Origin of the sequence: Tunicatimonas sp., from assembly GCF_049647865.1 — a bacterium.
Taxonomy (GTDB): domain Bacteria; phylum Bacteroidota; class Bacteroidia; order Cytophagales; family Cyclobacteriaceae; genus Tunicatimonas.
This window is the reverse complement of sequence record NZ_JBARYM010000020.1, coordinates 1-18,106: the sequence shown is the minus strand read 5'-3', so window position 1 is coordinate 18,106 and position 18,106 is coordinate 1. Positions and strand designations below refer to the sequence as shown.

The 18,106-nt window shown below is 42.2% G+C and carries 25 protein-coding genes; 4 read left to right on the top strand and 21 right to left on the bottom strand.

What is annotated here, in order from left to right; genetic code table 11:
- The 12 genes from WBA23_RS00900 to WBA23_RS00845 form a co-directional block, all read right to left on the bottom strand.
- Positions 1–436: hypothetical protein (locus WBA23_RS00900; RefSeq protein ID WP_424580347.1), on the bottom strand; the 436-nt coding region annotated here is incomplete at its 3' end.
- A gap of 31 nt (positions 437–467) precedes the next feature.
- Positions 468–1,082 (bottom strand): hypothetical protein, encoded by a 615-nt coding sequence (locus tag WBA23_RS00895; RefSeq protein ID WP_424580346.1) that lies wholly within the window; start codon positions 1,080–1,082, stop codon positions 468–470.
- 2 nt (positions 1,083–1,084) lie between these two features.
- Positions 1,085–1,333: a hypothetical protein gene (locus WBA23_RS00890; protein WP_424580345.1), complete on the bottom strand. Its 249-nt coding sequence runs from the start codon at positions 1,331–1,333 to the stop codon at positions 1,085–1,087.
- Entirely contained in the window at positions 1,330–2,277 is a 948-nt protein-coding gene (locus WBA23_RS00885) for a hypothetical protein (RefSeq protein ID WP_424580344.1), read from the bottom strand. Before WBA23_RS00885 ends, WBA23_RS00890 begins: the two co-directional genes overlap by 4 nt.
- Positions 2,274–2,858 (bottom strand): hypothetical protein, encoded by a 585-nt coding sequence (locus WBA23_RS00880; RefSeq protein WP_424580343.1) that lies wholly within the window; start codon positions 2,856–2,858, stop codon positions 2,274–2,276. Before WBA23_RS00880 ends, WBA23_RS00885 begins: the two co-directional genes overlap by 4 nt.
- A complete protein-coding gene (locus WBA23_RS00875) occupies positions 2,855–5,392 on the bottom strand; it encodes a TraG family conjugative transposon ATPase (protein WP_424580342.1) in 2,538 nt (845 codons plus the stop codon). The genes WBA23_RS00880 and WBA23_RS00875 overlap by 4 nt, the downstream gene beginning before the upstream one ends.
- 2 nt (positions 5,393–5,394) lie before the next feature.
- On the bottom strand, positions 5,395–5,715 hold the full coding sequence (locus WBA23_RS00870) for a DUF4133 domain-containing protein (protein WP_424580341.1): 321 nt from the start codon (positions 5,713–5,715) through the stop codon (positions 5,395–5,397).
- Positions 5,712–5,912: a hypothetical protein gene (locus WBA23_RS00865; RefSeq protein ID WP_424580340.1), complete on the bottom strand. Its 201-nt coding sequence runs from the start codon at positions 5,910–5,912 to the stop codon at positions 5,712–5,714. The genes WBA23_RS00870 and WBA23_RS00865 overlap by 4 nt, the downstream gene beginning before the upstream one ends.
- Before the next feature lie 9 nt (positions 5,913–5,921).
- Positions 5,922–6,419, bottom strand: a complete 498-nt coding sequence (locus WBA23_RS00860) for a hypothetical protein (protein WP_424580339.1) — start codon at positions 6,417–6,419, stop codon at positions 5,922–5,924.
- 7 nt (positions 6,420–6,426) lie between these two features.
- Positions 6,427–6,972 carry a hypothetical protein gene (locus tag WBA23_RS00855; protein ID WP_424580338.1) on the bottom strand — a complete coding sequence of 182 codons (546 nt, stop codon included), beginning with the start codon at positions 6,970–6,972 and terminating at the stop codon, positions 6,427–6,429.
- Positions 6,973–7,000: 28 nt separating this feature from the next.
- Positions 7,001–7,354: a hypothetical protein gene (locus WBA23_RS00850; protein ID WP_424580337.1), complete on the bottom strand. Its 354-nt coding sequence runs from the start codon at positions 7,352–7,354 to the stop codon at positions 7,001–7,003.
- Between the two features lie 18 nt (positions 7,355–7,372).
- Positions 7,373–7,825 (bottom strand): hypothetical protein, encoded by a 453-nt coding sequence (locus WBA23_RS00845; RefSeq protein WP_424580336.1) that lies wholly within the window; start codon positions 7,823–7,825, stop codon positions 7,373–7,375.
- A 789-nt stretch (positions 7,826–8,614) separates the two neighbouring features.
- Here WBA23_RS00845 and WBA23_RS00840 point away from each other — a divergent pair.
- Positions 8,615–9,625, top strand: a complete 1,011-nt coding sequence (locus tag WBA23_RS00840) for a replication initiation protein (RefSeq protein ID WP_424580335.1) — start codon at positions 8,615–8,617, stop codon at positions 9,623–9,625.
- A 7-nt stretch (positions 9,626–9,632) separates the two neighbouring features.
- On the opposite strand, the gene WBA23_RS00835 is transcribed toward WBA23_RS00840, so the two are convergent.
- From WBA23_RS00835 to WBA23_RS00815, 5 genes are all read right to left on the bottom strand, one after another.
- Positions 9,633–9,926, bottom strand: a complete 294-nt coding sequence (locus tag WBA23_RS00835; protein WP_424580334.1) for a hypothetical protein — start codon at positions 9,924–9,926, stop codon at positions 9,633–9,635.
- Positions 9,919–10,680 carry a ParA family protein gene (locus WBA23_RS00830; protein WP_424580333.1) on the bottom strand — a complete coding sequence of 254 codons (762 nt, stop codon included), beginning with the start codon at positions 10,678–10,680 and terminating at the stop codon, positions 9,919–9,921. The genes WBA23_RS00835 and WBA23_RS00830 overlap by 8 nt, the downstream gene beginning before the upstream one ends.
- 188 nt (positions 10,681–10,868) lie before the next feature.
- Entirely contained in the window at positions 10,869–11,276 is a 408-nt protein-coding gene (locus WBA23_RS00825; RefSeq protein WP_424580332.1) for a hypothetical protein, read from the bottom strand.
- Positions 11,277–11,963, bottom strand: a complete 687-nt coding sequence (locus tag WBA23_RS00820) for a hypothetical protein (protein WP_424580331.1) — start codon at positions 11,961–11,963, stop codon at positions 11,277–11,279.
- Positions 11,964–11,981: 18 nt separating this feature from the next.
- Positions 11,982–12,383 carry a hypothetical protein gene (locus WBA23_RS00815; protein ID WP_424580330.1) on the bottom strand — a complete coding sequence of 134 codons (402 nt, stop codon included), beginning with the start codon at positions 12,381–12,383 and terminating at the stop codon, positions 11,982–11,984.
- 392 nt (positions 12,384–12,775) lie between these two features.
- Here WBA23_RS00815 and WBA23_RS00810 point away from each other — a divergent pair, with 392 nt between their 5' ends.
- Positions 12,776–13,699 carry a hypothetical protein gene (locus WBA23_RS00810; RefSeq protein WP_424580329.1) on the top strand — a complete coding sequence of 308 codons (924 nt, stop codon included), beginning with the start codon at positions 12,776–12,778 and terminating at the stop codon, positions 13,697–13,699.
- A gap of 79 nt (positions 13,700–13,778) precedes the next feature.
- Here WBA23_RS00810 and WBA23_RS00805 read toward each other — a convergent pair whose 3' ends face one another.
- Positions 13,779–14,084 carry a hypothetical protein gene (locus tag WBA23_RS00805; RefSeq protein ID WP_424580328.1) on the bottom strand — a complete coding sequence of 102 codons (306 nt, stop codon included), beginning with the start codon at positions 14,082–14,084 and terminating at the stop codon, positions 13,779–13,781.
- Positions 14,085–14,267: 183 nt separating this feature from the next.
- Positions 14,268–15,407, bottom strand: a complete 1,140-nt coding sequence (locus WBA23_RS00800; RefSeq protein ID WP_424580327.1) for an RNA-guided endonuclease InsQ/TnpB family protein — start codon at positions 15,405–15,407, stop codon at positions 14,268–14,270.
- Between the two features lie 23 nt (positions 15,408–15,430).
- Between WBA23_RS00800 and tnpA the strand changes: the two genes are divergently transcribed.
- Together tnpA and WBA23_RS00790 are read left to right on the top strand one after the other, a co-directional pair.
- The gene (gene tnpA, locus WBA23_RS00795) at positions 15,431–15,832 is read left to right on the top strand and encodes an IS200/IS605 family transposase (protein WP_424580326.1); all 402 of its coding nucleotides are present in this window, start codon (positions 15,431–15,433) and stop codon (positions 15,830–15,832) included.
- Positions 15,833–15,995: 163 nt separating this feature from the next.
- Entirely contained in the window at positions 15,996–16,523 is a 528-nt protein-coding gene (locus WBA23_RS00790) for a B-box zinc finger protein (protein WP_424580325.1), read from the top strand.
- A 790-nt stretch (positions 16,524–17,313) separates the two neighbouring features.
- On the opposite strand, the gene WBA23_RS00785 is transcribed toward WBA23_RS00790, so the two are convergent.
- Both WBA23_RS00785 and WBA23_RS00780 read right to left on the bottom strand, forming a co-directional pair.
- Positions 17,314–17,589, bottom strand: coding sequence for a hypothetical protein (locus tag WBA23_RS00785; RefSeq protein WP_424580324.1), 276 nt, complete (start codon positions 17,587–17,589; stop codon positions 17,314–17,316).
- Between the two features lie 111 nt (positions 17,590–17,700).
- The coding region (locus tag WBA23_RS00780; RefSeq protein WP_424580323.1) for a LytR/AlgR family response regulator transcription factor at positions 17,701–18,106 on the bottom strand (406 nt) is incomplete at its 5' end.

Genomic DNA, 18,106 nt, shown 5'->3' with positions numbered 1-18,106 from the left:
CCATCTCAATAAGGTTCGTGTTTAAAAAATCGCCTAAGTCCTCTAATAACTGTGTGTCGCGGTCCTTAAGACTTAGTATGCCTTCCTGAATAAATTGTACTTCACTAGCCGCAATATGAGGGTCTTTACGAAGGACTTCCACAATCATAGCATACTTCTGGGCTGTTGAGGCTACCCCCACCCCAATATCTTTAATTTGACTAATCTGCTTGACCCCTCCGTGAACTTCTTTCACCTTCTCAGCCACATCGACGGCGAATTGAAAGGCTTCGCTGTCCAGGATCTGCATGGCCGCATTGATCGTTTGGGTAATCGTATTAATTACTCCATTGTAGAAGTCAGTGACCACCCACTGCGAATGCGCCAATGGGCCCGATGCGCAACTGATAATCATCACTAAGCTACTGATTTGTAGGGTACGTTGAATGGTATTCATGGTATCGTGCGAGTAACTTATTTAAAACTTTTTAATAGACTTCTTCATTTTTTAGTGCCCTACTCTCCACTACATAAAATTGTTGCATAGAAAATGCGTTGGGATTATGATCTGAGCGATACTGCGCATCAACCATGACACAGGATGTGACCAGTCGCTTGATTCGTCGGGAAGAAGGGCGACTAATATACTCCTTGCCGTATACAACAATTCTTGGGTAGTCCCGCATAATGATACTATCCAACTGAAACCGTTGCTGCATATTGTTGGATATAAGCTTATTGTAAAAACCACTTTCCTTCCGCTGGTTGTAGGGTTCTAAAATACTACGATCTCCTAGATATTCTACCTTGCGACGGTTCTCTTCTATAACGGTGGGGTCAGGGTCTATGCTAAACATCAAGTTATGATAGCGCATTACGTGATTACGTGCTTCTACTGGCCGGTTTTCTTCAATTGTTGATACTGACATTGCGTAGGTTGCCCCCGATTCATTCATCACGTACATATCGTCTTTATGACGCCGCACGTAGTCGTACGAAAAGTATAAGGCAGCAATCGCAATAGCCCCGGAAATAATACTTGAAGTCATCGCCTGAATCTGGACCCGGCGGAAACTTACATTCATGTTGCGTAAGGATTTCATAATTATAAGGATTGAACATTTTCAATAACTTGAATAAGAAGATACGTCCCGTAGAGTAGAAAGGCGATCAGTAGTAAAACGAGTAGGGTGTTGCGTAACTGAAAGCCAACCTGATACTGCCATCGTGTCATCCTTCGCAGGACGCTAGCTTTAAGATTCTTAGAACCTGGATGACGCCGGGCTTTTTTGATTCCCTTATCCAGGAATGACTCAATCCGTTCCTCAGATTGATGGTAGTTCATTTTTTTCATCGTTTTAATAATCGTAGTGGAGCTGTCACAGTATTGGTTGCAAGATTCTTCATAGCAATTGTCTTGGCACCTGCCATCATCAAGGAACGCCCTACCCCTCCTACACTCAGCGTAGCGGACGCCATTTCCGGTATAAAAAAGTAACCCAATAGGGATAGGAGCATGACTAGCACGTAAAGGGTCGTTTGCCCTACGGCCATCTGAAGCGAGTTTTCAATAAAGGGCAGTTGAAGGTAAAATGTGAATATGGTATACACCTTACAAATAGATAGCAACAATAGCGTATTGATGTACTTAGCAAACCAGTGAAGGGCATTTTGGGTGAATCCATCAAAGACGGCAAACGCGAACGCAAGGGGGGCCACTAAACTTAGCATACGAATGAAAAAATTTGAAAAGATCGTAATAATAAAATAGCCCAATACCCCTATTCCGTCAGAAAACCATACGAACGCTTTCACTAAGAACTCCTGTCCACTATCAGTTCCATAGGTTAATACCTCCCATCCAAATTGGGCGTAACCGAATGGGGAGAGAATATTGCCAAAAGCATCAACAAGGTCATTTTGGTTCTGTAGCCGCACGTATTCCCGGTAAACTATTTCCCGCTGCTCAATAGCTTGATCTAAGCGAAGGCGGGACGCTTTCAGTTCAACATCCACCCCAGAAACTAAATTTAAGTCTTCGTATACAACCTTCAGGGTCGTTGAAATTACGCTGGAGGAAGTAATTGCTACTAGCAATACGAAGGGGCGAAATAAAGGAAAAAAGTCAATCTCTTTATTATGGGCAATTGGTGACCATAAGCGGGTAAAGATATACAAGGTAGCACCGATCATACCAATAGCGCGGGCCCCTTCGGTAAATAACCCTAGTTCCACTAGTTTATCTACGTTAGCGAATGCTTCGTCTATAGCGTTATTAATTACGTCGTAACTGCTCATTGGGTAACGATTGGGGATACTTTCTTAAAATGTGTTACGTTGGTTTCGCCGGACTGGATATCGATATACGTCTGCGTAAGCAATGTCCCTTCCTCATCCAACCGGCAGTAGCTATAGGGTTGCATCAGGTTGGCAATCCGCCCCTGGAGCATATTATTTCGTGGATCAAACCACATCAAGTTAAGCAAGGGAGGGTTTTTATGTACCTCCCAGTACAATCCCATAAAGTTACTATACATAGGGTGCTCATTAATTGTCAAACGGAACTTTTCATTAGGCTCACCAGCCGAATTTAAGCGAACGTAGTGGCCGTAGAATCGCTTCCCTTCATCGCTGATCTGCATAAAGGGAAGCGCATTGAGTTCATCCAGGTTCGCTCCTTTTCCTGACTTTTCTACGTCAAGCCCATTTTCGGCAAGGTACTCTAATAAATAGGTCTTGGTTACACCTTGGGAAACTATCGGGTAAGTAATTTCCTCCTCTAAGGGGTTGGGGGTTTCTTGGTCACCCGTATACCGATCTCGGTTACAGGAACTAAATACAACCAGCAGTAGAGACAATATTGTCGTAATTCTCATCATTTAATGGTTAATAACTCGACGGTATTTTTACGGGATTGGGATCGCTTAGGGCGCAAGGACTTATCCCCACGAGCGTAAGCTTTAATTGCTTCTTCGTATGATCCGGTTCGTTTACTTAGTTTTTCAATCTCGGTTACCTCATCCTTCGTCGTGGTAAACGCAGCATAGGCCTCTCCGCTTAACTCTACTCCATACACTTTCGCGTGACCGTTCCATGAGATCAATGATTCCTTATAATTCCGATTGGGGTCACGCCCTTGGTTCACCGACATGAGCAGTTCGACTTCTTCGTCCGAGAGGTTCAGCGTCTGCTGCACCTGTTCCGTTTTGTTACGATACTGAGAGAAGTCCATCAAAATTTTAATAGCACTGTTAACAACAATCGCTTCCTTGACGATTTCGGATTCTAGGTTCTCGGGTTCCTGCGCGACCGTCACCAAAGAACCATGGTGCTTCCTCACGGTCTTGGAGGTCCACTTCATAAACTTGGCAAAGCGAGGCTCCCGCACCAGTCGCCAGGCTTCTTCCACCACCAGCATATTAAAAATAGCTTCGCCTCCCCGGAATAATTTGCGGATATACAAATTCATCACGGCCATTGTAGCGACGGTATGAAGCGTCGGATTGTCTTTGATATTATCCATTTCGAAGACAATAAAAGGAGCATCCATCAGGTGATTAATAATATCATTGGGGCCGGCATTGAGTAAAAACCCAAAGTGATTGTCTTTATAAAAGCGGCGCATGACAAAAGCGAAATTTTTTAGGTCTATATCCTGTTCCCGTACGTTTTCCCGCTCACTTTGAGCTACAAAAACATCCGTGAAGTAATCAAAGAAACGATCAAAGCATGGGTAAATATATTGGTCCTGTTCTTCTAAGTACCGGTAGAACCCGTAGACCATGCTCTCTATCCCTACGTCTTCTGATTTGGTAACTGGCTCTTCTTCTTTCTTCCACAGGGCAATCAGTAGATCAACAATGTTTCGCTTGGCATCCGTTTCCTGGGCAGCATCGAGCTTCCCGTCTCGCCAATAAAACGGATTGAACCGCATAGGTTTATCCTCATCAAAGTTAATATACACTCCGCCGATCAGGTCACACAGGCGTTTATAGGAGTTACCCGTATCGACGACAATAATCTGGGTTTGCTGGGTATATAGGTAGTACTGAATGAAGTTCATCATAACTGATTTTCCTGAGCCCGATGGTCCTACAACCAGGGCATTCCGGTTGTCAATGATCTTTCTATCGTACGGTTCCACAAAGATGTCTACCATGCGGGGTATTCCTAACCGATCAGTTAACTTCACCCCATGGGTACCAAACGTTTTATTTTGGTACCCCCCTTCCCAGCAAGACAAACATCCTGCCGACTCCGTGAAACAAGTAGCCAAATTGTCTTTTCCTAGCTCACCCGCATTGCCCGGAATACTAGACCAGTACAGGACGGCTGCATCATTGACCGCTAACCGAGGAGAGAATCCTACCGTGGTAAAAGCGGACTTAACCAGGCTACGGTTCGCCAGCATGGTCTCTTCATTCGGATGCCAGGTGAGTACGTTACAGTGGGTTTTAATAACACGCTCTCCCGTTTCCTTTACCTTTTCCAAAAAGGATCGTTTAAGCCGCATGTTTGTTTCGTTTTGCATACTGGCCTTCGAGAAGCTACTCATATAGTTAGCTTGTTGCTCAATTTCATTGAGTAATTTATCATGATCAACCCGTACGTATACTTGGTTGTATACATGATCAAAGGGTAGTAACATGCCCATTTGTCCTGCCGTAGAAGAAGCGACGACATGCTTGTTATTACGGTATTTATTGATATTCGTCAGCGGGGATATTTGACCGGGCAATTGGTGGGTTTCACTCACCGCTACCACCCCGCAATAATTTCCATTCACCCGCAGTGAGGGCCGTAGCTCAATATCGGTAACCGCATCATCATGAAATGAGAGGGAGAAGTAATTTTGGTATAGACTATCAGTGGTGTGCTGATAATCGATCTGCTCTTCCCGAAGGCGTTGTAGTTTTAGCAAACTGGTCGCTTCTAAATTCGCCACAAATTGCGCCGCATCTTCCTCCAATCGGTCCGCGTATTTTTGGGTAGTAATCTCCTGCGGAACCAATCGTCGCGATAGTAACGAAGTCTGATTACTTTTTCTCTTCAGTGCCATAGGCACCGTACGGGTGATGAAAATTAAGCATCGGTGCTCGGTGCACATACGCCCAGTAAAGTGCCGCTCCAAGGTATTATGCACTAACGGGCTAACCCGTTGATCAGCAGCAGGCTGATAGGGATGACGGATGAACCAATCTTGTTTATGTAACACCATGCCCACCGGAAGGGTATCCAAACTACGGACAAACGTATTGTGGATACGCAGGTAGTCACTGCGGCCCAAGGTGCAGAATTCTGGTAAGGTCAGCACATACGGTATCGTTAGATCACCGTTCTTATTGACGATGATATTTCGCTCAATCGCATAAATGGGAAAGACTTCATCCAATGCAATATTCTTGGTAGACATACTTACGATCGTTTAATGATACTGTGACGAGGCTTAAGCGTAATAGCTTGGGGTAGATGGGCATTGATGCGCTTGTGTACCATTCCCCATCGACCGTAGGTACGGTTCATGTGAATGACGTAAAAAGGTATGCCGATAAAACTTCCTACAAAAACGAGTATAGCCAGCGTATCACTGCCAGCCATCATGATCAGCATCGCCAGTACAATGGCTGCGGTTAACCCAATAAATAGCCACCATACGTACCGGCCTTTAATTCCTTGGAACTCCAGTTCACTGTCCAAACCCCGTTCGTTCGAGTATATTATTGTGTTTTTTGTCATGGTAGAAATGATCCTAGTAAATGTAGAAAGCCAAAAACCAATAAGAAAGACGTAACAATGCGGAACACTTCGGTGTCTGCCGTCTCCCCCCGAAATAAGGCGATACCTACCTTTGTCCCTGAAATGACAAAGGCGATAAAAGTGATAATCAGGCACCCCAAAAGAAGATCGTTTTGAATGGCAAATAATAAATCCATGCTCGTTTTCTATTTTAATCCTTCCGGATACCATACTTTGTAGCCGAACTCGCTGGGAACCGCATCTTTGTCGTTACCCAACCGTTTGTACTGCTCAGCTTCAAAAGGAGTCTTAATGAATACATAGTTTTGCAAATTCAGTTTTTGCGCATTAATGCTTTTATCCAACGATGCCTGGGTGGCGTACGCCGATGGTTTTAAATCATTGATATTAACCGTGCCACTGGTCACTTCAGTAACGGACTTATTCAGTATTACTTTGGCTAGCAACGGAGGAAGACCAAAGATCAACACCAGACCAAAGAACCACCGGGTTAGGCTTGCGTTAAAATTATAGTCCCCTCTTCTTAGTTTTGCCGCCAATCCAGGAATATAGTACAGAGCAACAGCCAGTGAAGCAAAAACCATCAGCGGAATAATGGCTTGTTGTTCAGGAATGACAAAGCGATCAAGAAAGTCATCAATAATAGTATCCTTCAGTGTTCCGCTAAGAAATAATACAGCCATAATCGTGTTAGAAAAAAACAATGTTAACGATATAGATAAAGCACAATCCTAGTGTTAGCCCCGTTACCCAGCCTACAATTTGTCCTCTCCCTTCTAGTTCACCCTGCTGCACCAGACGGATCTTACCGGGTAAAATAAGGGCAGCCCCTAGGCCAATGGCAGCTAGTACTACCGGCCAAACGAACGGCCATATTTCAGTAAGCTTTTGTAGTAGCGTTGGTACTAAACCGGTAACTCCGGTTATCCCAGTTCCTATACTAGTTCCACGAAGGATGTTGATGGTAACAAATAATAAACAAGCAAGTAGTAAGGATACTGCCCAATTAATTGTGCGTTGTTGTGCTTCTTCACCGCTAAGAATACGGCGGGCTACGCTTACTACATTGATGCCGGCCCCAATACCACAGGCTAGATAAATAAATTTGGTGACCGTATCTAATGTGTCACTTCCCAAATAACTTAAATAATACCCCGACAAACTTTCTGCCTGAACCGCACTACTGATTGTCATGCTGAGCAGTAAGGAGATGAAAACTTTGGTTGAATGATACATCACTGTCGGGGTTTTTTCTAGTAATGAATTAGGCGGTAAAGAAAATAGCCCCAATAGCGTATAGTGCCAGAAAGGCAAAGACCAGTCCCCCACCCCACTGCATCACCGCTGACTTGGCTTCCGGTGAACCACCGTCTTGCATTTTACTGACTTTTTGTGGTAAGATGATAGCCGCTACTAATCCCAACGCTATGTATAGGATGTTTCGGATAAAGGGCCATGTTGTTCCCATGGAGGTACTGGCAGTGGTTAACGATTGATTGAATTTTGCTAAAGGTTCCGCATCTTGAGCAAAAATGCCAAGGCTTGGCATAACGATCAGTACGAACGTCATTAAGGCAAAGCAGCTAATCGTGGTCATTGAAAATTTGTTGCGTTTCATAGTAAAAGAATTAACTGGTTAAAGTGAAAGATTTAATTGTTGTGGTCGATAGACAAGGGCGTCTTCTTGCGTAAGGGCTGCCAGTGCATTTAAGTATTCTTGGCTGTCTGGGTCTAAATCACGACGATCTAGTTTATCCAATAGAGTTATAATACTTTTCCCTGCGTGGCGCTTACGCAATAAATCTGGGGTTACTGCTTGCGATTTTTCTATGCTATCCTCAGACTGTACACTCGTAAATAAAGAATGGTCTACATGATTGCCCGTGAGATGATCACTACTAGCGACCGAGACGGTCGTCCGTGTCTCCCCCGAGGGTGCGACCGCTGGAGCCGTAGATATAGTGGCTACTGGGTTCTTGGTTTTGTTCGTCTTATCCTTCAGAAAAAACAGCCAGTACCAGTGAACCGCTACCACCAGACCGGATAGTATCGCATAGTGTGGAAGTAAAGGAATTGAAAGCAAGAGCATAAGCTACCAATTTATAGTTGCACTATTGGTGCAACTATTATTTAAAAGTAAATAGCACAGTTAACCGCCAATAATGAATAGTCAAGCAATAAGGGTACTATAAAGTTGCACCAATGGTACAGCTTTGTTTAACAAATAGAATTGGTTTTTCGCTAATATGCAAACTTTTTTAAAAAATTGTTTTGAGAGTATTACCATTTTACAACGATAGTTTTCTATTAAAGTGGACAAAATAGTATATACCCCATTTCATTCATTTTTAGCTGGACTGTAGTTACTGTGGACAAAATAGTACACAATATTGCTCTGGTGAAAGATATGTATGTTGTATATAACGTGGACAAATTAGTATACACAGCAAAAACGGGTAATATTTGAGTTGAATACTATTAACGTGGACAAAATAGTATATGCCCCATTTGATTCAATATTGGCTACACGGCAAGTACTGTGGACAAAATAGTATATTGATGAAAACCCATTCGTTGGCAGGTTTAACTAATATTCAGTAGTGTGGACAAAAAAGTATATATAAAAATCGCGTATTGATGGCGATTTTTCTATTACCTATTTTTTCCTTATAAGGAGTAGATGCTTATAAAGTGGACAAAAAGGTATATTGACGTGGACAAAAAAGTATATTGCTGTGGACAAAAAAGTATACTAGTGTGGACAAAAAAGTATACCATGTGGACAAAAAAGTATACCATATATAATCCTTTACTGAAGATTTGGAAAGTTCAGTAAATTTCCCCAAATAGAAGCAGCAAAACACAATACCGACACCTTATGAAACGACCGAATTTGAACCTGCCTGATCTGCGCGTCGTCGTTCAACACAACAACTTAGTGAACGCTAAATACATCATGGGGACGCTGGAAATGAAAATATTTCTAGTAATGTTAGCCATGATTACAAAAGACAAGAAAGAGTTGGGGGAATTCCATATTCCCGTTTCGCTGTTTTACGATAAACCCACCGGGTCATCGTATCAGAATATCAAACGGGCTGGCGATTCACTCACTAAGCGGAATATCACCGTTGAGGAGTTGAGCAGAAAAGAGTTTGCTTCATTTCCGTTAATGCGTTACTGTAAGTATACGCACGGGGAAGGTCATATTAGGGTACGTTTTAACGAGGATGTTGTTCCTTATTTGCTTCAACTTCAGGGCAGTTTCACGATGTGTGATTTTCCTACGTTGTTCCAAATGTCAACATCCTACGCTATTCGCTTCTATATGTGGCTAAGGGCCCGCCACCGGTGGACATCGGTAGACATTGACCTGGATTATCTTAGGCAGTTATTAGATTTAAATGGAAAGTATCATGCTTGGCGGGATTTAAAAAAGAGAATCATAGAACCTATTTGCGAAGAGCTATCTCAGACGGATATGGCCTTTTCGTACGATACCAACCGGATTGGACGATCGATTAGCTCGCTAACTATTAACCGTATCAAAGCCACCCAGCCGATCCAACTTAAGATGTTTGATATCAGCACAACAAACGAAAGTGAAAAGCTAGACGTTTCTACTGCTTTGACCGAACAGGTAGCATTAGGAAAAGACGGTCAACCAGTTAACTATACCCACAATGCCCTTCGCGTCCTGAAGAAGTGGTCGTTAAGCGATCATCAGATCGGGAAGCTCTTAAGCACCACCTCTCATAAACACGTCTGTGAACTGTCCTACCAACTAAACTTAGAATCCGAAAAAGTTAAAATGGGTAATCGGACCGGATGGGCTTATCAAGAATTTATAAAGCGTCTTGGGCTGGCTACCCATAAGACTGCCGTTTGATCGTATACTACGGTTTAGGCCCTTTGTTTGAATTGGTTCTTTTTCGCCCGGGGCGGGGGCGGTTTCTTATTTTTTCAGGCAGTGGTTTATACTCTTTGTCTAGAAAGAATGCTTGCAATGCTTGCGTGATTACTTCCTCATGCGTAGAGTAGTTATAAAAGCAATATGATACCAAGTGATCGTGCAGCTCACTGGGTACCTTAGCAGCTACCTTAACCGCTTTCTTGGGTTCATCTACCTTCGCTTCTTTCTTTTCTACTTTCGTTGCCTGTAATGGCGCAAATTCAAATTTCTTAGCCATGCGTTGTCCGTTGGATAATTTCGTCCGTTAATGCCTCATAGTCCTTCGCTGAATTACTGGTTGGGGCGTAGCTAAACACATCCTCCCCCGCTGCTTGCGCCTCAGAAACCGCGATATTAACCCGAATATTGCAATTTGCCATATAACGATCCCCCAGTTGTTGTGCCGTAGAATCCACTAAGTCCCTAGACAGCTTACGCCGCTCACGGGGATTAAACCGGGTGGCAAACACGCCTCCTAACCGTAAGTCAGTTTCCTGCTGTATTTCAGCCGTAAAATGTAGGATCTTTCGGATACCCTCGTAGGAGAAAAACTCGGCTTGCAGCGGTACGAAGAAATAGTCTGATGCGTATAATGCGTTGACCGTCATAGCCCCTAAAGCCGGCGGGCAATCAATCAGACAGTAGTCAAACGACTCAATAGCCCGTAGCTTTCGCCGAAGAAAGGTGTGATACATATTTTCCCCTTGTAGTACCCGTTCTTTTTTATCTAATTTATCCGAAGCCGGTATAATTGATAAATTATCAGAGCTCATGGCTACTTCCTCAAACGTTTTGCTGCCAAGCATAAAATCTCCCGCATCGTGTTCCACCGCGTACTTATCAATGCCAAAGGATATGGTAAGATTTGATTGAGGGTCTACGTCAATCAAAACAACCTTAAATCCTTTTCTCGCCAAGCCAGCACCCACGTTTTGTACACTAGAAGTTTTACCAACCCCTCCTTTATTGTTCACAAAACAAATAACTTTCATAACTATTTTTAGTATTATAATTAATTATAATATATTCTAACTATTATAACAATGCTAATCAATTATATTTAATTATAACAGCATTCCGTAAAAAAGTTTTTTTAAGATGTCAACTTCAACGAAAAATTTAGTAAGATTCCTGCTAAGTGAAGCGACACTCTACCTACGAAACTTCGCAAAAATTGGGATTAGTACAAAAGAAAAATAAGTAAAGCCCCCAGGACAGTAAGGGGAAGACCAATAAGACCAAAAGCAAACCAGAACGCTTGCTGAGCAGATGAAAATTGGATGACTTTTTTAGTTCTGGAAGAATCTTTATGTTGATTATTAGGTGGGGTAGGTGGGGTAAGCGAAGCCGAGCGAATGGTTACGCTCGGCATAGATGGGGTAGGGGAGACATCCTGCCATTGCTTTTCAAACAATTTAAGGAGTTGTAAATGTTTAGCTGTTGCTTTCTGTTGAATACCCACCGCTTGATAACATAAATACAGCACAGGTAACAGTTCATTGTCCGGAGATAGCCTAACATCGTATCGGTGTAGCATCTCAGCACAAAAACTCCTCTTTTTCTCTTCGGATAGCATTACATCATTCACTTAAACCGGGAGTTGTTTAATAGCATTGGTAAAGTAAAACTTTGAAAAAGAGGAGAAGGAATGAATGCCTTTTCCTGATTTTAGCACTTCTTTAATACGAAGCTGGGTGCTTTCATTACGGTCTCGGCTGATGTCAAACGTATGTACCGTTAATCCCTGATCCCGAATAAACTGATTAAAGAGCTTTTGTTGGTCCGCACTGAATTCAAAATAGTCATTTTTAAAGACTTTTACTTTTATAACGCTGCGCGCTTTATTCAAGGATACAAGAAGGTCTTGAAGATAACTCATCGTTGAAACGTAGATGTTAGCCCCCCCCACAACTACATAGAGCTCTAATTGAACAGATAGTTCAGGCAAAAGTTCGCTAAGAAAGGGGGCGACATCACTGAAGTAGTGGGGGAGCTGCTCGGATATTGATGCTCCTAGATCAGCGATATAGAATGTTGGATCATTACTAGAAACCTCTTCTATAAAATTACTAAATAGTCCGCGGTCAATCACGCGGTTTGAATTTAAAAAGGTGATCGCCGTAGGATTACGATACGCTAATTGCAGTGATGTCGTCTTACTGGCATCGTCCATATCCAGCACTTCGGCTTCAGGATACTTTTCAGCTAATAAAAAGGCGAGCACCGATTTTCCCACCCCGCCCTTGGCTTGGTTGATAAGAATCACTTTTTTCATAGGTATACTGTATAGAATTTATTCTTTTCTAAATTTCTTCATCGCTTCCCGCATCGCTTGATCCCCCGGTGACTGATAAGTAACCTTATTGAAATCATACGTTCCATCTGTCTGGTGCTCGTCTGGTGAAGTTTCAGGTAAAGATGGAGAAGCAACGTCTTGCTTTTCAAGATCGTCACGATAGCGAAGCCGTATATTTTGAACAAGCCGGTAGTTGACCGGTAGCCCTAAGTGGCTGGTGATATGTTGGGCAATGAAGTGCGCCGTAAGTTTACGATTAGCCAATAGCTCTTTATAATACAGCACTAGAAGGTAGTTTCTTCCCCGCCTACGATCCATGAAAGCAGAACGAACTTCTTCTATCGTAATCATTGGCTGCGTACTTTTGGCTAAAATCGATTCGTAAATTAGTGTAGGCACTTTGGTGTAGGTAAAGATACGACAGATAGAAGGGTTCGCAAATCAAATAGTAAGTATACTGTAAGTATCGTATGAGTAGTATATGAGTATATAACGATTGTACAGGTATATTATGAGTATTCTGCGAGTAAATAAATATCAATAAGTATTATATGAGTATATAACGTGCATTTTATGAGTATGAGTCTTGATGTGACTTTACATTCGGCTGAAAGACTTCAAATAAAGTAAATAGAACGATTGATTTATGGATTAATAAAGATTAAGAGTAACTATATATATAAATTAGAGGGATTGGTTGGATAGAAAACCTAAATTTACTACCCTAGAAAAAGCTCAGATTATGTAAAGTTGCTAGCCCACTAACAACTTTAAAATTAAACGATTACAAAATGGCTCAATCGTCTATACATTTTAATGCAGTCAAACCGTCATCGGAAGCTCATAATGAACGGCTCGTTGTCCTGGACTATGTGTTTGCTGAATTAAGTCTCCACAATGACTCATGGAAACAGGACACAGTGAGTAATCGAACCATTACTATTGCGGCGCATTGTAAGGCCGTCTCCGGGCGTAAGTTACAACGAAATGCTATTCCTATCCGGGAAGCAGTAGTAAACTTAGAGAAGCGGCATAGCATGGCTGATGTGATGGGATTAGCCAAGGTACTGGAAGCACATCATAAGATAAGCTGTTTTCAGATTCATATTCACCGCGATGAAGGAAAGGATCGGCAGTCGATTAACTACCACGCTCACCTGCTTTTTGACTGGCAAAATAAAGAGACCGGAACAATGCTGCGGTTTAATCGGGCGGATCTATCGCATATACAAGATACCGTATCGGAGCAGTTATCTATGGAACGGGGGGTGCTTCGGGTAAACTCAAACCGCAAACGGTTAGAAGCCGTAGCGTATAAACGGCAAGAAGAAGAAAGAAGACTCAAGAAACTTCAGGGTGAAATTGCCACACTGGAGCAAAAAAAAAATCTGGCTGCTAGACAATACCAAGACCTTAAAGAAAAATACTACCAGCTTACAAAACCTGCTTCAGCGGCAAATCACGCAAAGCAAAACGGTGGCAGAAAGAGCCGAAAAAACACCAATGCAACCAAGAGTGAACCAAGCAGCCTTGATCAAGCAGTTCAACAACAATATCAGTGTATTAAAGGAAAAGACGGGGAGATTGCAGAAGCTCAACGAGCAATTCAACAACTTGCAAGAGAGCGTGGCGAACTACCAGCAGCCGCAATGGTTGAATCAATTAAAAAAGAAATTAACCAAGTTGAACAAGCAATTAGAGAAATTAAAAGCTGATCACGTAAAAAAGGATGACCTGAAACCCCGAAAGGGGAGAAGACTATAAAAGGTCTTCGGATAAAGTATCCGATAAGTATCAGGGCTTCTTTGGTGCAATACGTTTAATAATATAGTAGACACTTTTAGCGGCCGGTTGATCATCCAGATAGTCCCGGGTTAGTAGCACTTCGTAGCCAAGGAAGGTTAGGATCTTCGATATAAGAAGCGGAGAGAATTTAGTTAGATTACCGTTTTTTATCTTGACTATACTGGTGTAGTTAATGTTGTGCTCCAGCGCCCAGTGCTTAATGACTTGATGTTGACTAAGCTCCAGTAAATGGTCTTTGGCAAGCGCTAAGGCCTGGGCATACGTTTTGGTTTGTATACGGGGTGGTTGGTTCATATTGAACGTGAAGTTCTTGGCTATTCAAACTTAAAAAAAATATTAGTAGTAAACATCCAATGAGTAATTGAAGAAGTAAAATTCCAATTTGCCTCGAAAGTACGCAGTACAGTTGAAGTTATCAATCAGTAGTATCCTCAATACTGACATCCTCCCGCCCCTGAAGGGCGCGGGGTTCTTGCCTCACGCACATGCTAACGCATCACGTTGAGAGACATTAGCCAAAGCCCTGGCTAGAATATTTTTCGCTGCATTCACATCAGCATTTTGCTCTACCCCACAAGATCGGCACACAAATTTAGCTTGTGATTGCCGATTTTCTTTCTCTTTGTGCCCACACTCAGAACAGGTTTGAGAAGTATACTTAGGGTCAACAGCAATCAATGTGCGACCATACCAATCTGATTTGTAGGCAAGCTGGTTGCGGAAAGTAGACCATCCGGCATCGCTAATATGCTTTGCCAATCTGCTGCGAACCATGTTTCTCACTTTCAAATCTTCAACCGCTATCAAACCATTATCCCGTATCACTTTCCAGCTTTGTTGATGTAGAAAATCACGACGTACCCGGCCAATTTTAGCATGTAGTCGGGAGAGCTTAGCTTTCTTCTTGTACCAGTTAGCTGATCCCCTCTTCCTTCGGGCTAACGAGCGGTTGGCAATCCGTAGTTGCCGCTCATACTTAGCAAAGTGACGGGGATTAGGTGTATACTCACCTGCCGTGTTGACACAAAAATGAGCAATACCCATATCCAGACCGACCGCTTGGCTCTCGCTCGCCAGCCGGATAGGATATTGCGCAATGTGGGCCGCGTCCACGGTGGACGTGATACAGATGTAGTAGCCATCGTGCTCACGAATAATAGTTGCTATTTTAGGGGTGCCGTGTACAAACCGATCTTTGAACGTTTTAATCATGCCTAGTTTGGGCAATCTCACCATGTTGCCCTGCACCTGAACGGACTTGAAAAGGATAGAATTGTAGCGTTGCTTGGCAGCCCACCGAGGAAAACCGCCCCCCGCAAAAAAATTCTGATACGCTACATCCAACCGCTCAATCACATTTTGCAGAGATTGACTCGGAACATCGGCTATCCAGTCTACTGATTTTAGTGCGGGCAACTGTTTCATCAACTCGTATTTGCCAACACTCTTTTGCTTCTTCCAAGCCTCTATTCGCGTTTCTAGCGCAAGATTGTACACATACCTACAAGCCCCAATCCAGCTATCAACTCGCTGTTGTTGTTGCTTGTTTAGCTTTAATTTACGCTTGTAGGTGATCGTTTGCACATCACTAATATACAATATATATCTGACATTCATATACTATTTTAGTATATTTGTGTATGGCAACTCAACGATGGAAAACCTCCAAAACCTGCGTGTTCAATACGGCTTATCATTTCATTTGGTGCCCCAAGTATCGGCGCAAAGTTTTGCAAGGAAGGATTGCTGAACGTTTGAAAGAGATACTCTACGAAAAGGCCAAAGAACTTGAAGTAGAGATAGGCTCGCTGGAAGTACTTCCCGACCATGTTCATCTTTTTGTGAATGCAAAACCGATACATGCCCCGCAATTTTTGGCTAATCAATTCAAGGGTTATTCCTCGTTTCTGTTGAGAAAAGAGTTTCCTGAGTTGAAGAAACGCCTTCCAACACTGTGGACAAGAAGCTACTATGTTGAATCGGTAGGGCATATCTCAGAAAGTACCATCAAGAAGTACATCGATGATCAAAAGAACCACTGATGCTCTACCCATCCCTCCTCATCCCGTGCCTGAAGGCGACGGGCTTTCGCCCAATTGAGTAAATTATATTATCTAATGCTTTATTATTATTTATTAACTGTTCGTTGGATAGGGCTTGAATTTTGCAAATTATACAAATAGATAATACGTTATAAGAATCGCTATGCATTGCCGAAACCATCCCCATCAACCCGCAGTGGCATTTTGCCAGGATTGCCATGCTGGATTGTGTGTTACTTGTTCGTCGGAATATACGGAAGCTGTATGCCACCGTTGTAATGAACGAAGATACGATGTCACCACGAATTCAATACGACTACAAATCGATGCAGTCAACCAAGTATTGTACCTCTACCTGCTTATTCTTGGTGTATCCGCTTATCTATTAAATTCGCAAGAGGCCCGGGCACTACTTCAAAACGGACAACATGAGATTGAGTATTTTTTGCGCTATCTCTACCTGGCTTGTGGAGCGTTTGCCGGTATACGCTTTCTTAGAAATTGGTTAAAGAACCACTATATCATCTCTGCCCCATTAACATTCTACGTAGTCATCTTCGTATTTAGTGGGCTGGTTGGTTGTATCATCTTTCCGTTTCAATTAATTGGTCAAGCTTATAAACGCTATACACTGGGCAAAGAGCTTCGCCATTATAATCGTACAAGGGTCGCTGAGAAGGCTTTTCATTAGTTCTAAGTATATACAAATCATTAAAACATGTCATAGGAACCAAGAGTTAGATAATGGTGCGTTTAAATTTTATCCACTCAATAAGGGCTGCCGATATCAATAAAGATTCCCAAAATGTTATGCACGTTACTCACGGAGTTGAAGCAGCGTATCTAGACTTTATAATAGTGCATAGCTATAATTTGCTGTTTCAAAAAGGGTACTAGCCAGCGAGGTGTTACTCTTTCATCATTCGTAGTTAGTACGTGATATTCAATAAGCTCTTTGAAAGAAAAAACCTAATTCATCCAACAGCTCTACAAGTGCAATCTAACTAGTTGGAAAGTTAAGTAATAGACACTGATGGTTCGTGATTAGTAGACCAACCTTACGCATAGTTAGCATTTCCTCAAAGGCTTTAAAACTGAAATGCGCAATTTCTTTTCCGTCTGTCTGTTCGTAACATTGACAATTAACATGCCCTTCAATAAGCTCAACCACCCAGTATTGTGACATGCAATCTATAGCATGCTGATGATTTTCAATCAACTCGAATAACCAGGTGTACTGGCTATTACTGCGAAGGCTACTACTCTTTGAGCAGTAAGAAAGGGTAATTTGTTCGGTGCGCGGTGTTAGCATTCGTAAAATAGGTTAGGTAAGGACAACGTCAACCATCAATAATTACTACAAGGTGTTGATCGTAAAATTGTAAGGATGTAGGGTCATATTAGAGTAGAAAGAGCGGTAGTAAGGACATAAAGTATCCGCCAATAACCTCTCTGGTTATAATTGTAGTAGCCTGTCTACATTAGGTCTGTTCTGAGTACTTAGGAGGGGGCGTATCGTCCCTACCTGAAGTTAATTTAGCATCCAGCTTTGTTAAGACTTTGGAAACAAAATTTACGTTCATCAACACTTCGTTTTCCCGCTGAATCGTAAGATAAGACTCCTGTAGTTGCTGATGGGTACTAAAATTATGAATCAATGCCCTGATTGCTTGGGTTTTGGACTTCACGCCTATTTCTTGCTGAATGAGCTTCAACAATTCCTCGGTATTATTGTCAAGATGTATGGTAAATGCCATTCTTTTTTTTCTAAAAATAGCTATTTCAAAGAACGAAAAAGACAGTTCACAAGACTTTGTGCTGAAATTGCGTTGTATAAGGTCAAAATAGTTCCAGGCGCCAAGTACGTTTTAGGAGCGGAACTTTTGAATGGTATCTAATAGTCTAGAACGGTGCCGCGCTGATAATGGAACTTTCAAGTGGTTATCCAGAACAACGGCAGCTTTTTCTATAAACTGTATTCGGTCAATATTAATAATATATGATTTGTGAATTCGTATAAAATATTGATTTAGCTCCGGTAGTATTCCTTGGAGGGTATGACGTATTATGATTTTTTCGTTATCTAAATGAAGGGTGAGATAGTTCTTTTCATTTTCAATATACAGTAGGGTAGTTAGGTCAACTCTTACGATCTGCTCGCGCTTGTTCTTGAATACTTTTAAGTAAATATAGCGGTGCCTCAGAGGATGAGCATCTGATTTATTAAAAGGACCATCATGGAGCCATTTAGCTACCTTAGAAATATACTTAGCA

Bases quoted from the DNA above. Each gene is read 5' to 3' on its own strand.
- WBA23_RS00895 (WP_424580346.1), bottom strand. From the start codon at position 1,082: ATGAAATCCTTACGCAACATGAATGTAAGTTTCCGCCGGGTCCAGATT.
- WBA23_RS00890 (WP_424580345.1), bottom strand. From the start codon at position 1,333: ATGAAAAAAATGAACTACCATCAATCTGAGGAACGGATTGAGTCATTC.
- WBA23_RS00885 (WP_424580344.1), bottom strand. From the start codon at position 2,277: ATGAGCAGTTACGACGTAATTAATAACGCTATAGACGAAGCATTCGCT.
- WBA23_RS00880 (WP_424580343.1), bottom strand. From the start codon at position 2,858: ATGATGAGAATTACGACAATATTGTCTCTACTGCTGGTTGTATTTAGT.
- WBA23_RS00875 (WP_424580342.1), bottom strand. From the start codon at position 5,392: ATGTCTACCAAGAATATTGCATTGGATGAAGTCTTTCCCATTTATGCG.
- WBA23_RS00870 (WP_424580341.1), bottom strand. From the start codon at position 5,715: ATGACAAAAAACACAATAATATACTCGAACGAACGGGGTTTGGACAGT.
- WBA23_RS00865 (WP_424580340.1), bottom strand. From the start codon at position 5,912: ATGGATTTATTATTTGCCATTCAAAACGATCTTCTTTTGGGGTGCCTG.
- WBA23_RS00860 (WP_424580339.1), bottom strand. From the start codon at position 6,419: ATGGCTGTATTATTTCTTAGCGGAACACTGAAGGATACTATTATTGAT.
- WBA23_RS00855 (WP_424580338.1), bottom strand. From the start codon at position 6,972: ATGTATCATTCAACCAAAGTTTTCATCTCCTTACTGCTCAGCATGACA.
- WBA23_RS00850 (WP_424580337.1), bottom strand. From the start codon at position 7,354: ATGAAACGCAACAAATTTTCAATGACCACGATTAGCTGCTTTGCCTTA.
- WBA23_RS00845 (WP_424580336.1), bottom strand. From the start codon at position 7,825: ATGCTCTTGCTTTCAATTCCTTTACTTCCACACTATGCGATACTATCC.
- WBA23_RS00840 (WP_424580335.1), top strand. From the start codon at position 8,615: ATGAAACGACCGAATTTGAACCTGCCTGATCTGCGCGTCGTCGTTCAA.
- WBA23_RS00835 (WP_424580334.1), bottom strand. From the start codon at position 9,926: ATGGCTAAGAAATTTGAATTTGCGCCATTACAGGCAACGAAAGTAGAA.
- WBA23_RS00830 (WP_424580333.1), bottom strand. From the start codon at position 10,680: ATGAAAGTTATTTGTTTTGTGAACAATAAAGGAGGGGTTGGTAAAACT.
- WBA23_RS00820 (WP_424580331.1), bottom strand. From the start codon at position 11,963: ATGAAAAAAGTGATTCTTATCAACCAAGCCAAGGGCGGGGTGGGAAAA.
- WBA23_RS00810 (WP_424580329.1), top strand. From the start codon at position 12,776: ATGGCTCAATCGTCTATACATTTTAATGCAGTCAAACCGTCATCGGAA.
- WBA23_RS00805 (WP_424580328.1), bottom strand. From the start codon at position 14,084: ATGAACCAACCACCCCGTATACAAACCAAAACGTATGCCCAGGCCTTA.
- WBA23_RS00800 (WP_424580327.1), bottom strand. From the start codon at position 15,407: ATGAATGTCAGATATATATTGTATATTAGTGATGTGCAAACGATCACC.
- tnpA (WP_424580326.1), top strand. From the start codon at position 15,431: ATGGCAACTCAACGATGGAAAACCTCCAAAACCTGCGTGTTCAATACG.
- WBA23_RS00790 (WP_424580325.1), top strand. From the start codon at position 15,996: ATGCATTGCCGAAACCATCCCCATCAACCCGCAGTGGCATTTTGCCAG.
- WBA23_RS00785 (WP_424580324.1), bottom strand. From the start codon at position 17,589: ATGGCATTTACCATACATCTTGACAATAATACCGAGGAATTGTTGAAG.